Here is a 13,494-nt window from a genome sequence, read left to right as displayed (position 1 = left end):
TCTCACTTCACCAGGGCCAGGACGTCCTCGAACGCGGGGTGGTCCGCGCTGCGCAACCATTCGAACAGCACCATCTCGGTCGTGACCAGCTCGCAGCCCGCGCCGGCGAGCCGGTCGAACGCGGCGTCGCGGTTGCGCTCGGTGCGCGAACCGCAGGCGTCGGTGACGACACAGACGTCGAATTCCTCGTCGAGCAGTTCGAGCGCGGTCTGCAGCAGGCACACGTGCGTCTCGCAGCCGGCGAGCACGATGCTGCCGGGCGCCTCGGGCGCGGCCTCGGCCGGCTTGCGCAGGTGCTTGGGCAGGCTGCGGGCGTTGCCCTGCGCCTGTCGCACGGCGGGGCGCAGGCGGGGCAGCAGCGCCTCGACGGCGCTGAACGACATCTTGGGGACGACCGCCCCGGCGAATGGGCGCAAGGTGGCGTCCATCGGCCCGAGGCCACGTGGGTTGTGTTCGGTGGCCGTGCAGGGCACGTCGAGCAGTTGCGCGCCGCGGGCGAGCCGCTGCAGGTTGGCCAGCACGGTGGCGGCGTCGGCGATCGCCGGCAGCAGCCGCTGCTGGACGTCCACGAGGACGAGGTGGCAATCATCGGCGTCGAGCAGCATCGTGGGTCCCTTGTGGACCCGCGATTATCGGCCGCGCCGCGAGCCGTTCAGGACGCCGGAAGCGAGTCGACCTGCGAGCAGCCGAAGGGACGCGAGTGCCGCTCGCGCTCGCGGCGGATGAAGTCGTGGTGCCGCGCGCGCCGGTTCCGGTGGCGCGCCAGCGATGCGCACAGTTGCTCGAGGAGCGGCGCGATGCCGCCTTCCTCGCCTTCCCACACTTCGGCGGCGACGTCCGGGACGCAGACCAGTTCCTCGCCGTGCCAGTCGAGTTCGACCCGGCAGGGCTGTCCCAGCACCGCCGTCACGGCGTCGATCGCGGACTGCCGGCACCGGCCGGGCAACAGGACGGCGAACTGCACCGGCCCCGTGCGGGCGGCCAGCCCACGACGGCCGGCCGCGCGGCGCAGCGCGTGCGCGATGCGCAGCATCAGCGCGTTCGCGGCCGCGTCGCCCCACAGCACGGCCGATTCGGGCAGGTCGTCGAAGGAGAGCACGACGAGCGATGCGCGCGCCCAGCTGCGCGAGCGCAGCACGGCATCGGCGCGGGCCACGAGGCCTTCGCGGTTCAGCAGGCCGGTGCGGCGGTCCTGCAGCGGGTCGCTGCGGCGCTGGAACCAGCGCAGGAAGCGGGTGGGTGACGGGGTCGGCCCGTCGCCGAAGACGGGGAACCGGGTGGTGGGGGCGAAGTCGGCGGACATGGGAACTGCTGGTGTCCGTGGACGGGGAAGCAACCCGGCAATGACATCACGGATGGGTTGCGCGGGCTTGCGGATGTGGTTGGTGCCCGCTTAGGGGAATTCCTTACGACAGGCAACGAGCCGTCGCCACGGTCGGCCTACACTGCCCGGCCCGATGAAACCCGACAACGAACCCGTCCGCGTGGTGCTCGCGGACGACCACGACATGGTGCGCTCCGGCATCAAGGCGCTGCTTGGCATGGTGGGCGGCGTCGACGTCGTCGCCGAGGCCCGCAATGGCGAGGAACTGGTCGCCCTCGTCGACGCCGCTCCGCCCGACGTCGTCATGACGGACATCTCGATGCCCGTCATGGACGGCATCGCCGCGATCTCGGTGATCCACGAGCGCCACCCCGAAGTCCGGCTGCTCGTGCTGTCCATGTACGACACCGTGGACTTCGTCAAGCGCGCCGTCGCCAGCGGGGCCTGCGGCTACCTGATGAAGGACGCGCCGCCGTTCGAGCTCGAGCAGTCGATCCGCAGCGTGATGGCCACCGGCAGCTACTTCAGCCCGGCCATCGCGCACCGGCTGCTGCAGCCGGCCGAACCGACCGCGAACGACGAACTGACGGAACGCCAGGTCGAGATCCTCAAGCTGATCGCGCAGGGCAAGGCCAGCAAGGAGATCGCTTTCGATCTCGGCCTGTCGCCCAAGACCGTGGACGTGCACCGCGCGCGGATCATGGAACGCCTGCGGCTGAACGACATCGCCAGCCTCACGCGCTACGCCGTGCGCAAGGGCCTGGTCAAACCCTGACGACGCTCACTGCGGCAGCACGCGCACCAGCTTGCCGTCGTCCTCGTCGGTGAGCAGGTACAGCAGGCCGTCGGGGCCCTGGCGCACGTCGCGCACGCGGCCGACGCCTTGCAGCAGCCTGGTCTCGCGCACGACCTTGCCGCCCTCCAGCTCGATGCGATCGAGGTAGCCGAACTTCAGCGAGCCGACGAACAGGTTGCCCTTCCACTGCGGGCCGTAGCGGTCGCTGGTGAGGAACGCCATGCCCGACGGCGCGATCGATGGCACCCAGTAGTGCAGCGGCTGCTCCATGCCGGCCTTGGCCGCGAGGCCCTCGCCGATCTTGCCGCCGCCGTAGTTCTCGCCGTACGTGATCACCGGCCAGCCATGGTTGCGGCCGGCTTCCGGCACGTTGATCTCGTCGCCGCCCTGCGGGCCATGCTCGTGCATCCAGAAGCGGCCATCCGGCGCGAGCGTCGCGCCTTGCGAGTTGCGGTGGCCGTAGCTCCAGATCTCCGGCAACGCCCCTTGCCGGCCGAGGAAGGGATTGCCCGGCGCGGGCGCGCCGTCCTTGGTGAGCCGGACGACCTTGCCGAGGTGGTTGTCCAGCTTCTGCGCGTCCTCCTTGCGGGAGTAGCGCTCGCCGAGCGTGAGGTACAGCAGGCCGTCGCGCGTCTCGACGATGCGGCAGCCGAAGTGCATCGCGCTCGCCACCTTGGGCTTCTGGCTGAAGATGACTTTCACCTGCTCCAGCCGGCTGCGGTCGTCGCTGAGGCGGGCGCGCGCCAGCGCCGTCGAATTGCCGCCGAAGCCCGGCTCGGAGAAGCAGAAGTAGATCGTGCGGTTGCCGGCGAAGCCGCTGTCCGTCACGACGTCCAGCAGGCCGCCCTGCCCGCCCGCGGCGACGCCCGGCACGCCCTGCAGCGGCGGGCCGAGCCGGCCGTCCGCTTCGACGACACGCAGGCGCCCGGGCCGCTCCGTCACGAGGAAGCGTCCGTCGACGAAGGCCACTGCCCAGGGATGGTCGAGGCCGCGTGCGACGGGTTCCGCCTTTTGCGCCAAGGCCACCGACGGGAGCAGCGTGACCGCCGCGAGGCCGGCCGCGGCCCGGCCGAGCCAGGCCCGAAAGGGCCAAAACGCAAGCCGAATCAATTGTTTACACGACATACTTCGCTTGACTCCCGAACAACATCCGCTGACACTGCCGCCCATGCCACTGCTGAGGTTGGTCCCTGCTGTCGTGTTGCTCGCCGCCTGCGGCGTGGCGATGGCCGCGCCCGCCCAGCAGCAGGACGACGATTTGCAGCGGTTCCTGGCCGAGAAGGGCCTCGCGGCGCGCGAGAGCCTGGGACTGGTGCGTGACCGCATCACGGAGACCACGTCCGAACTCGTGGTCACCGCCATGGGCTTCCTGGGCGTGCCCTACCGGCGCGGCGGCAACAGCGTGGAGACCGGCGGCTTCGACTGCAGCGGTTTCGTGAAGGCGATCTACGAACAGACGGTGGGCTTGGTGCTGCCGCGGCGTGCCGAGCAGCAGGCCGCCGCCACCCAGGCCGTGCCCAAGCAGGACCTGCAGCCCGGCGACCTGGTGTTCTTCAACACCATGCGCCGCGCCTTCAGCCACGTCGGCATCTATGTCGGCGACGGCAAGTTCATCCACTCGCCCAAGCCCGGCGCCGAAGTCCGCGTGGAGAACATGAATGCCGGCTACTGGCAGCGCCGCTTCGACGGCGCGCGCCGCGTGCTGCCCGGGCAGGCGGCGGCGCCCGTGGCCGCACCCGTGGCCGCCAGCATGGAGCCGGGCGGCCCCCAGCCGCGCTGACGCGTCAGCGGCGCGGGGGCGGCACGTCGGTGCACGTGCCATGCGCGATCTCCGCGGCCATGCCGATGCTCTCGCCCAGGGTCGGGTGCGGATGGATCGTCTTGCCGATGTCCACCTCGTCCGCGCCCATCTCGATGGCCAGCGCCACCTCGCCGATCATGTCGCCGGCATGGGTGCCGACGATGCCGCCGCCGACGATGCGGTGCGTCTCGGCGTCGAACAGCAGCTTGGTGTAGCCCTCGTCGCGCGTGTTCGCGATGGCGCGGCCCGACGCGGTCCAGGGGAACAGGCCCTTCTTGACAGCGATACCCTGCGCCTTGGCCTGGTCCTCGGTGATGCCCACCCACGCGACCTCGGGGTCGGTGTAAGCGACGCTGGGGATCACGCGGGCGTTGAACGCCGACTTCTCGCCCGCGGCCACCTCGGCCGCCACGTGCGCCTCGTGCACCGCCTTGTGGGCCAGCATGGGCTGGCCGATGATGTCGCCGATGGCGAAGATGTGCGGCACGTTGGTGCGCATCTGGATGTCGACCGGGATGAAGCCGCGGTCGGTGACCGTGACGCCTGCCTTGTCGGCACCGATCTTGTTGCCGTTGGGCGAGCGGCCCACGGCCTGCAGCACCAGGTCGTACAGCTGCGGCTCCTTGGGCGCCTGTTCGCCCTCGAAGCGAACCAGGATGCCGTCCTTGGTCGCCTCGGCGCCGACGGTCCTGGTCTTCAGCATGATGTTGTCGAAGCGCGGCGCATTCATCTTCTGCCACACGCGCACCAGGTCGCGGTCCGCGCCCTGCATCAGGCCATCGAGCATCTCGACCACGTCGAGCCGCGCGCCCAGAGTCGAGTACACCGTGCCCATCTCCAGGCCGATGATGCCGCCGCCCAGGATCAGCATGCGCTTGGGCACGGAGGCGAGCTCGAGTGCGCCGGTGGAGTCCACCACGCGCGGGTCCTGCGGCATGAACGGCAGCCGCACGGCCTGCGAACCGGCCGCGATGATCGCGTTCCTGAAGCGGATGGTCTGCGTCTTGCCGGTCTTCTGCTGGCCGTCCCCCGACGTCTCCTCGACCGCCACGTGGTGCGGGTCGACGAAGCTGCCAGAGCCGCGCACCACGGTCACCTTGCGCATCTTCGCCATCGCCGACAGGCCGCCGGTGAGCTTGCCCACCACCTTGGATTTGTGCGCACGCAGCTTGTCGAGGTCGATGGTCGGCTTGCCGAACGCCACGCCCAGCGATTCGAAGTGGCTCACTTCGTCCATCACGGCGGCGACGTGCAGCAGCGCCTTGGACGGGATGCAGCCGACGTTGAGGCACACGCCGCCCAGGGTCGCGTAACGCTCGACGAGGACGACCTTCATGCCGAGGTCGGCGGCGCGGAACGCGGCGGAGTAGCCGCCGGGACCGGCGCCGAGCACCAGCATGTCGCACTCGAGATCCGCACCGCCCGCGTAGGTGGATGCAACAGGTGCGGGCACTGGTGCGGATGCCGCCGGCTTGGCCGCCTCACCGCCCTGCGGTGAGGGGCTGGCGGGCGCCGCCGGCGCCGCAGCCTCCTGCGCTTCGAGCATCAGCAGCACCGATCCTTGCGACACCTTGTCGCCGAGCTTGACCTTCAGCTCCTTCACGACACCCGCATGCGACGACGGGATCTCCATCGACGCCTTGTCGCTTTCGACGGTGACGAGCGACTGCTCCGCCTGGACGGTGTCGCCCGGTTTCACCAGCAATTCGATGACGGCGACCTCGTTGAAGTCGCCGATGTCCGGCACGCGGACTTCGACCAGGCTCATGGCCCCTCCTCGCCCCACGGGCGCTTACTTGGCTTCGCGGGCGCGCAGCGTGAAGACGTCGAACGGCAGCGACGAGTTGCGGTCGAACTCGCAGCCGGCCGTGATGCCCGCTTCGGCCACTTCCTTGGCCGTCTTGGCCTTGGCGTAGCTGGCGTGCATGGCCCCGAGCGCGAAGCTGCGTCCGGAGCCGATGCCCCAGAACTCCTTGAACTCGAACACCTCGCGGTAGCTGTACAGCCCGTAGATGCCGCTGGCGTTGGCGATGACGACGCTGAACTGGCTGGACTCGTAGGGATCGCTGTCCTCTTCCTTGGTCTGCAGGAAGAAGTTGTCCTTCAGGTACGGGTGCAGCTTGGTGAAGGTGTCGAACACCTCGTCCTTGCTGTTCAGCTGGAGGATCTCGCGCGGCATCGAGCCCATCGCCTTGCGCAGCACCGGGAAGTGCGCCACGGTGCCGGCCATGCCGACGTAGCTGGGGCCCGCGTCGGTCTCGACGCGGAAGATCTTGGCGTTGTCCTCGTACCGCTTGGACAGCATCGTGTCACCGAAGGTCACCAGGGTGTCCGCGGCGATCGCGATCTGCCCGGCCTTCTTCACGACGACGACTGTGGTCATTCTTGCTTGTTCTTCTTTCTCAGAGCAGCACGCGGCGGAAGTCCGCCAGGATGCTGCCCAGGTAAGCGTTGAATCGCGCCGCCGAGGCACCGTCGATGACACGGTGGTCCCAGGACAGCGACAGTGGCAGGACCAGCCGGGGCTGGAACTGCTTGCCATCCCACACGGGTTCGGTCTGGCTCCTGCAGACACCGAGGATAGCGACTTCCGGCGCGTTGATGATGGGAGTGAAGTAACGGCCGCCGATGCCGCCGAGCGATGAGATGGTGAACGTCGCGCCGGTCATGTCGGCAGGGCCGAGCTTGCCGTCGCGCGCCTTCTTCGCCAGCTCGGCCATCTCCTGGCTGATCTGCAGCACGCCCTTCTTGTCGGCATCCTTGATCACCGGGACGACGAGGCCGTTGGGCGTGTCGGCGGCGAAGCCGATGTGCCAGTACTCCTTGACGACGAGTTGCTCGCCGTCGAGCGAACTGTTGAAGTCGGGGAATTTCTTCAGCGCGGCGACGCAGGCCTTGATGAGGAAAGCAAGCATCGTCACCTTGATGCCGCTCTTCTCGTTTTCCCTGTTCAGCTGCACGCGGAACGCTTCCAGTTCGGTGATGTCGGCGTCGTCATGGTTGGTGACGTGCGGGATCATCACCCAGTTGCGGTGCAGGTTCGCGGCGCTGATCTTCTTGATGCGCGACAGGTCCTTGCGCTGGACCGGGCCGAACTTGGCGAAGTCGACCTTGGGCCACGGCAGCAGGCCCAGCGCCTCGCCGCCACCGCCGGCACCCTTGCCAGCAGCGGCCTTGGTGCTCGCCTCGCCACGCATCACGGCCTTGGTGAAGGCCTGCACGTCCTCGTGCAGGATGCGGCCCTTCGGCCCGCTCCCCTTCACTTCCTCGAGGGGAACGCCGAGTTCGCGCGCGAACTTGCGGACGGAGGGGGAAGCGTGGGGCAACTGGCCGTTGGTGGAGGTCGGTTCGTGCGGCGGTAGCGCCGCGGTCGGCGCCGTGCGATCGGCAACGGGAGCCGTGGTCGCAGCGGCAGGTGAAGAGGGCGCGACGCCCTCGCCCCTCGGGGGGGAGGGTTGGGACGGGGGGGACGTCAGTTCGCCCGAAGGGGCGCTCGTCGCGGTGCTTTCAAGAATCGCGACGAGGTCCCCGATGTTGACCTTGTCGCCGATCTTGACCTTGAGTTCCTTCAGCGTGCCTGCCGCCGAGGACGGGATTTCCATCGACGCCTTGTCGCTCTCGACCGTGATGAGCGACTGCTCTTTCGCGATCGTGTCGCCGGGCTTGACGAGCAGTTCGATGACGGCGACGTCCTTGAAGTCGCCGATGTCGGGCACGCGGACCTCGATGCTTTCGCTCGCTCGCCCTCCGGGGGAGGGTTGGGGTGGGGGCGGCACAGCCGCTGCCGGCGCCGGGGGCGCTCCCACCCTCCCCTCCCCCGGAGGGGGAGGGGAAACAGCCGCAGCAGCGCCCTGCGCTTCGACGACCAGCAACACGCTTCCCTCATTCACCTTGTCACCGACCTTGACGCGCAGTTCCTTCACCACGCCACCGGTCGACGCCGGGATCTCCATCGAGGCCTTGTCGCTCTCGACGGTGACGAGCGACTGCTCGGGCTTGATCGTGTCGCCCGGCTTGACGAGCACTTCGATGACGGCGACGTCCTTGAAGTCCCCGATGTCGGGGACCTTCACTTCGACCGATGCCATGGGCTTGTTCTCCTGGTTGTTCTTCTCGGGCCGCCTCCCGGCGGCGCGCTCAGGCGGCCTGGATCAGGCGTACAGCGGGTTGATCTTGTCGGCGGCGATTCCGTACTTGCGGATCGCCTCGGCCACCTTCGACGCCGGGATGCTGCCATCGTCGGCCAGCGCCTTCAGGGCCGCGACCACGACGTAGTGGCGGTTGATCTCGAAGTGCTCGCGCAGCTTGCTGCGGAAGTCGCTGCGGCCGAAGCCGTCGGTGCCCAGCACGCGGTAGCTGCGGCCCTTGGGCACGAAGGCCCGGATCTGCTCGGCGTACAACTTCATGTAGTCTGTCGACGCCACGACCGGCCCCGGATGCGTGTCCAGTTGCTGCGCGACGTAGGGCACGCGCTGCTTCTCGGCCGGGTGCAGCAGGTTCCAGCGGTCGCAGTCCTGGCCGTCGCGCGCCAGTTCGTTGAAGCTGGGGCAGCTCCACACGTTGGTCGACACGCCCCAGTCCTTCTCGAGCAGCGCCTGCGCCGCGATCGACTCGCGCAGGATGGTGCCGGAGCCGAGCAGGTTGACCGACGCCTTCGCGCCCTTGGAGCCCTGCTTGAACAGGTACATGCCCTTGATGATCTGGTCCTCGGTGCCGGGCACCAGGCCGGGCATCGGGTAGTTCTCGTTCAGCAGGGTGATGTAGTAGAAGACGTTGTCCTGCTTCTCGACCATGCGCTGCAGGCCGTGGTGCATGATCACCGCGACCTCGTGCGCGAACGTCGGGTCGTAGCTCACGCAGTTCGGGATCGTCTGCGCCAGGATGTGGCTGTGGCCGTCCTCGTGCTGCAGGCCCTCGCCGTTGAGCGTCGTGCGCCCCGACGTGCCGCCCAGCAGGAAGCCACGGGCCTGCATGTCGCCCGCTGCCCAGCACAGGTCGCCCACCCGCTGCAGGCCGAACATCGAGTAGTAGATGTAGAACGGCACCATGATGCGGTTGTTCGTCGAGTACGACGTCGCCGCGGCGATCCAGCTGGCCATGCCGCCGGCTTCGTTGATGCCCTCCTGCAGGATCTGCCCGGACTGGTCTTCCTTGTAGTACGAGACCTGGTCGCGGTCCTGAGGCGTGTACTTCTGCCCTTCCGGGTTGTAGATGCCGATGGTGCGGAACAGGCCTTCCATGCCGAAGGTGCGCGCTTCGTCCACCAGGATCGGCACGGCGCGCGGGCCCAGTTCCTTGTCACGCAGCAGCGTGGTCAGGAAGCGCACGTACGCCTGCGTCGTGCTGATTTCGCGGCCCTCGGCGGTCGGCTCGAGCACGGACTTGAATGCTTCCAGCGCGGGCACCTTCAGCTGCTCGTCGGCCTTCGCGCGCCGCTGCGGCAGGTAGCCGCCGAGCGCCTTGCGCCGCTCGTGCAGGTACTGCATCTCCGGCGTGTGCTCCTCCGGCTTGTAGAAGGGCAGCTCAGGCAGCTTCTCGTCGGGGATCGGGATGTTGAAGCGGTCGCGGAAGACGCGGATGTCGTCGTCGGTGAGCTTCTTGGCCTGGTGGGCGATGTTGCGGCCCTCGCCGGCCTTGCCCATGCCGAAGCCCTTGACGGTCTTGACCAGCAGCACGGTCGGCTGGCCCTTGTGGTTGGCCGCGCGATGGAACGCCGCGTACACCTTCTGCGGGTCGTGGCCGCCGCGATTGAGGCGCCAGATGTCCTCGTCGCTCATCTTCGAGACCATCTCCAGCGCCTTCGGATCGCGGCCGAAGAAGTTCTTGCGCACGAAGGCACCGTCGTTGGCCTTCATCGCCTGGTAGTCGCCGTCGACCACGTCCATCATGATCTTGCGCAGGATGCCTTCCTTGTCGCGCGCCAGCAGCGGGTCCCAGTAGCTGCCCCAGATCAGCTTGATCACGTTCCAGCCCGCGCCGCGGAATTCGCCTTCGAGCTCCTGGATGATCTTGCCGTTGCCGCGCACCGGGCCGTCCAGGCGCTGCAGGTTGCAGTTGACGACGAAGATCAGGTTGTCCAGTTTCTCGCGCGTCGCGACGCCGATCGCGCCCAGCGACTCGACTTCATCCATCTCGCCGTCACCGAGGAACGCCCAGACCTTGCGGCCTTCCGTGTTGGCGATCCCACGTGCATGCAGGTACTTCAGGAAGCGCGCCTGGTAGATCGCCATCAGCGGCCCCAGCCCCATGGACACCGTCGGGAACTGCCAGAAGTCCGGCATCAGCTTCGGGTGCGGATAGCTGGAGAGGCCCTTGCCATCCACTTCCTGCCGGAAGTTGACCAGCTGCTCCTCGGTGATGCGGCCCTCGAGGAAGGCACGTGCATAGACGCCGGGCGAGCTGTGGCCCTGGATGTAGAGGCAGTCGGGGCCGCGCTCGGGCGTCTCGGCCTTCCAGAAATGGTTGAAGCCGGCGCCGAGCATGGTCGCCAGCGACGCGAAGGAGCTGATGTGGCCGCCGAGGTCGCCGCCGTCCTCCGGATGGATGCGGTTGGCCCGCACCACCATCGCCATCGCGTTCCAGCGCATGTAGGCGCGCAGGCGCTCCTCCATCTCGAGGTTGCCGGGGCAGCGCTCCTCGTCCTCGGGCTCGATGGTGTTGACGTAGGCGGTGGTGGCGGAGAACGGCAGGTCGATGCCGTGCTGGCGGGCTTCCTCGAGCAGCTGCTCGAGCAGGAAGTGCGCGCGCTCGCGGCCTTCCGCCGAAATCACCGCGCCGAGCGCGTCGAGCCATTCGCGGGTTTCCTGCGAATCGGCGTCATTCGCGGCCGAGCCGAACAGGCGGTCAGGTTGGGCTGACATGGGGCTGTCTCCTCGAGGGGTCCGTGATTTTGTCCGCGCCGGGCGCGGCCGTCGCAGTGTCGCATACAACGGTCACAGTTTCAAATGGTGCTCAGCCGTTTCACAATGTGATTTCAAGGGCACCGAAACCGCTCCCCTACACTCCCACGAGCCATGCAAGACAGCGTTTCCCACGACCCGCACGACGTGCATCCGCCCGTCGTCCCGCCGGTGCCGTGGTTGCGGCGCTGGTGGAGGCGCCAGTCGCCCGGCCGGCAGGACCGCTTCGCGATGCTCGCCCCGCTGGCCGCCGTGCTGCTGTTCCTGGCGGCCATCGTGTCGGCGTTCTGGTACCTCCGGCTGGAGGAGATGGACCGCGAGCAGGAAGCGGTGCGCCGCGACGTCGAGTACGCGCAGCAGCGCCTGCGCCTGCGCCTGCTGGAGCGGCAGGAACAGCTGATGCGCATCGCGCGCGACGTCTCCAACAAGGACGTCGATCCCGAGGAATTCGTCGGCCGCGCCGAGGCCTTGGTCACGCAGTACCCCGAGCTGCAGGTGCTGGCCTGGATCGACGAGCGCCGCCGCATTCGCGCCAGCTATGCGGGCCCCAGCGTGCCGGCGCAGCAGTTGCGCCTGGCGGGCGACACGTTGAGGACGGGCGAAACCGAATCGACGTTCTCGCTGGTGCGCGACGTCCAGCAGCCCGTCTACCTGCAACCCGCGGGCGGCGGCGACACGGTGCCGCTGCTCCAACTGCACATCCCGCTGGCCGAGCAGGCGCGCTTCGCCGGTGTCGTGCTGGGCGAGTACTCGGTCGACAGCCTGCTGCGCTACGGCGTGCCGGCCGAGGTGTCGGCGCGCTACGCGGTGTCGCTGCTCGACGCCAAGGGCCGCGTGCTCGCCGGCCAGGTGCTGCCCCCGCGCGGCGCCGTATCGCCATGGCTGGTCTGGGCCTCGCCGCAGCCGAACGAATACGAAGTGCCGGTCACCCCCGTGGGCAACGGGCTGGTGCTGCGCGCGCAGGCGTACCGCACGTCCCTGGGCGTGGTCGGCAGCGGCCTGTTCTGGCTGGTGGGCACGCTGAGCGCGATGACCGCCTGGATGCTGATCGGCAACTGGCGCCACACGCGCCGCCGCATCCGCGCGCAGCAGGCGCTCGTGGCCGAGACCAACTTCCGCCGTGCCATGGAGAACTCCATGCTGACCGGCATGCGGGCGCTCGACATGCACGGCCGCATCACCTACGTGAACCCGGCGTTCTGCCAGATGACGGGCTGGAACGAGACCGAACTCGTGGGCCGCACCGCGCCCTTCCCCTACTGGCCCCAGGAAGACCTCGACCAGCTGATGGCGCGGCTCGACGAGGAACTGCACGGCCGCACGGGGCCCGCCGGCTACCAGGTCCGCGTCAAGCGTCGCGACGGCACGTTGTTCGACGCGCGCCTGTACGTCTCGCCTCTGGTCGATGCCAAGGGCCAGCAGAGCGGCTGGATGGCGTCGATGACCGACATCACGGAGCCGAACCGCATCCGCGAGCAGTTGTCGGCCTCGTACGAACGCTTCACGACCGTGCTGGAGGCGCTGGACGCGTCGGTGTCCGTCGCCCCACTCGGCAGCGAGGAACTGCTGTTCGCCAACAAGCTGTACCGCCAGTGGTTCGGGCAGAACACCGGCGGCCACCTGTCGATGGTCGCGCAGGCCGGCGTGCTCGACACGCCGCGCACGACCGACGAATCGCTGGACAACGTCGACTCGTTCGTCGGGCTGCCCACCGGCCAGCTCACGTCGGCGCAGGCGGAGAACGCCGAGATCTTCGTCAACGACCTGGGCAAGTGGCTCGAAGTGCGCTCGCGTTACCTGAACTGGGTGGACGGCCGCCTGGCGCAGATGGTGATCGCCACCGACATCACGCCGCGCCGCCACGCCGAGGAGCAGTCTGCCGCGCAGGCCGAGCGTGCGCAGTCCGCCAGCCGCCTGATCACCATGGGCGAGATGGCCTCCAGCGTCGCGCACGAATTGAACCAGCCGCTCACGGCGATCGCGAACTACTGCAACGGCATGGTGTCGCGCATCAAGGCCAACCAGATGCAGCAGGACGACCTGCTGCTGGCGCTGGACAAGACCGCGCGCCAGGCGCAGCGCGCCGGCCAGATCATCCAGCGCATCCGCAGCTTCGTTCGCCGCAGCGAACCGAATCGCACGCCTTCGGACGTCGCGACGATGGTCGCGGAGGCGGTGGAACTGGCCGAGATCGAACTGCGCCGCCGCAACGTGCGCCTGTCGCACTACGTCGCCGCGCGCCTGCCGCGGCTGATGGTCGACCCGATCCTGATCGAGCAGGTGCTGGTCAACCTGCTGAAGAACGCCGCCGAATCCGTCGACCAGGCGCGACGGCCGCTCGCGCAGCGCAGCGTCGAACTGCGCGCGGTGCCGCGCCAGCTCGAAGGCCAGGCGGTCGTCGAATTCACCGTCACCGACACCGGCAAGGGCCTCTCGCCCGAGGTGATGGAGCGCCTGTACGAAGCCTTCTTCTCCACCAAGGCCGAGGGCATGGGCATCGGCCTGAACCTGTGCCGCACGATCGTGGAGTCGCACCAGGGAAGGATGGAGGCGGAGAACATCTACAATGGCAGCGACGTCGCCGGGTGCCGGTTCTCCTTCTGGATTCCTGTCTCCGGCGCTATGAATCCTGCAGCAAGCAAGGACGCCGGAGTCCCCGCATGAGCGGCCGCGG

General features: G+C 68.5%; 10 protein-coding genes. 3 read left to right on the top strand and 7 right to left on the bottom strand.

Annotated elements, in window-relative coordinates; translation table 11 throughout:
- Window positions 1–2: 2 nt before the first annotated feature.
- Both I8E28_RS11490 and I8E28_RS11485 read right to left on the bottom strand, forming a co-directional pair.
- Window positions 3–605, bottom strand: coding sequence for an isochorismatase family protein (locus I8E28_RS11490; protein ID WP_200788198.1), 603 nt, complete (start codon window positions 603–605; stop codon window positions 3–5).
- A gap of 47 nt (window positions 606–652) precedes the next feature.
- Window positions 653–1,303: a GGDEF domain-containing protein gene (locus I8E28_RS11485; RefSeq protein ID WP_200788197.1), complete on the bottom strand. Its 651-nt coding sequence runs from the start codon at window positions 1,301–1,303 to the stop codon at window positions 653–655.
- A 154-nt stretch (window positions 1,304–1,457) separates the two neighbouring features.
- Here I8E28_RS11485 and I8E28_RS11480 point away from each other — a divergent pair, with 154 nt between their 5' ends.
- Window positions 1,458–2,099 carry a response regulator transcription factor gene (locus tag I8E28_RS11480; protein WP_200788196.1) on the top strand — a complete coding sequence of 214 codons (642 nt, stop codon included), beginning with the start codon at window positions 1,458–1,460 and terminating at the stop codon, window positions 2,097–2,099.
- 6 nt (window positions 2,100–2,105) lie between these two features.
- Here the strand turns inward: I8E28_RS11480 and I8E28_RS11475 are convergent, their stop codons facing one another.
- Complete coding sequence (locus tag I8E28_RS11475) at window positions 2,106–3,245, bottom strand: PQQ-dependent sugar dehydrogenase (protein WP_200788195.1); 1,140 nt, start codon at window positions 3,243–3,245, stop codon at window positions 2,106–2,108.
- 43 nt (window positions 3,246–3,288) lie between these two features.
- On the opposite strand from I8E28_RS11475, the gene I8E28_RS11470 reads away from it, so the two are divergent.
- Window positions 3,289–3,900 carry a C40 family peptidase gene (locus I8E28_RS11470; RefSeq protein WP_200788194.1) on the top strand — a complete coding sequence of 204 codons (612 nt, stop codon included), beginning with the start codon at window positions 3,289–3,291 and terminating at the stop codon, window positions 3,898–3,900.
- A gap of 4 nt (window positions 3,901–3,904) precedes the next feature.
- On the opposite strand, the gene lpdA is transcribed toward I8E28_RS11470, so the two are convergent.
- The 4 genes from lpdA to aceE form a co-directional block, all read right to left on the bottom strand.
- Entirely contained in the window at window positions 3,905–5,689 is a 1,785-nt protein-coding gene (gene lpdA, locus I8E28_RS11465; RefSeq protein ID WP_200788193.1) for a dihydrolipoyl dehydrogenase, read from the bottom strand.
- 24 nt (window positions 5,690–5,713) lie between these two features.
- Window positions 5,714–6,304, bottom strand: a complete 591-nt coding sequence (locus I8E28_RS11460) for an Ntn hydrolase family protein (protein ID WP_200788192.1) — start codon at window positions 6,302–6,304, stop codon at window positions 5,714–5,716.
- 19 nt (window positions 6,305–6,323) lie between these two features.
- Window positions 6,324–8,009: a dihydrolipoyllysine-residue acetyltransferase gene (gene aceF, locus I8E28_RS11455; protein WP_200788191.1), complete on the bottom strand. Its 1,686-nt coding sequence runs from the start codon at window positions 8,007–8,009 to the stop codon at window positions 6,324–6,326.
- A gap of 63 nt (window positions 8,010–8,072) precedes the next feature.
- Window positions 8,073–10,781 carry a pyruvate dehydrogenase (acetyl-transferring), homodimeric type gene (gene aceE / locus I8E28_RS11450; protein ID WP_200788190.1) on the bottom strand — a complete coding sequence of 903 codons (2,709 nt, stop codon included), beginning with the start codon at window positions 10,779–10,781 and terminating at the stop codon, window positions 8,073–8,075.
- A 153-nt stretch (window positions 10,782–10,934) separates the two neighbouring features.
- On the opposite strand from aceE, the gene I8E28_RS11445 reads away from it, so the two are divergent.
- Window positions 10,935–13,484, top strand: coding sequence for a PAS domain-containing sensor histidine kinase (locus I8E28_RS11445; RefSeq protein WP_200788189.1), 2,550 nt, complete (start codon window positions 10,935–10,937; stop codon window positions 13,482–13,484).
- Window positions 13,485–13,494: the final 10 nt, after the last annotated feature.

This window comes from Ramlibacter algicola (assembly GCF_016641735.1).
GTDB lineage: Bacteria > Pseudomonadota > Gammaproteobacteria > Burkholderiales > Burkholderiaceae_C > Ramlibacter > Ramlibacter algicola.
Note: the sequence above shows the minus strand (reverse complement) of the source record. Positions and strands in the feature narration are given on the sequence as shown.

What these genes read in the sequence shown, in the direction of transcription:
- aceF (WP_200788191.1), bottom strand. Translation starts at nt 8,009, where the DNA reads ATGGCATCGGTCGAAGTGAAGGTCCCCGACATCGGGGACTTCAAGGAC.
- aceE (WP_200788190.1), bottom strand. Translation starts at nt 10,781, where the DNA reads ATGTCAGCCCAACCTGACCGCCTGTTCGGCTCGGCCGCGAATGACGCC.
- I8E28_RS11470 (WP_200788194.1), top strand. Translation starts at nt 3,289, where the DNA reads ATGCCACTGCTGAGGTTGGTCCCTGCTGTCGTGTTGCTCGCCGCCTGC.
- lpdA (WP_200788193.1), bottom strand. Translation starts at nt 5,689, where the DNA reads ATGAGCCTGGTCGAAGTCCGCGTGCCGGACATCGGCGACTTCAACGAG.
- I8E28_RS11485 (WP_200788197.1), bottom strand. Translation starts at nt 1,303, where the DNA reads ATGTCCGCCGACTTCGCCCCCACCACCCGGTTCCCCGTCTTCGGCGAC.
- I8E28_RS11475 (WP_200788195.1), bottom strand. Translation starts at nt 3,245, where the DNA reads ATGTCGTGTAAACAATTGATTCGGCTTGCGTTTTGGCCCTTTCGGGCC.
- I8E28_RS11480 (WP_200788196.1), top strand. Translation starts at nt 1,458, where the DNA reads ATGAAACCCGACAACGAACCCGTCCGCGTGGTGCTCGCGGACGACCAC.
- I8E28_RS11445 (WP_200788189.1), top strand. Translation starts at nt 10,935, where the DNA reads ATGCAAGACAGCGTTTCCCACGACCCGCACGACGTGCATCCGCCCGTC.
- I8E28_RS11460 (WP_200788192.1), bottom strand. Translation starts at nt 6,304, where the DNA reads ATGACCACAGTCGTCGTCGTGAAGAAGGCCGGGCAGATCGCGATCGCC.
- I8E28_RS11490 (WP_200788198.1), bottom strand. Translation starts at nt 605, where the DNA reads ATGCTGCTCGACGCCGATGATTGCCACCTCGTCCTCGTGGACGTCCAG.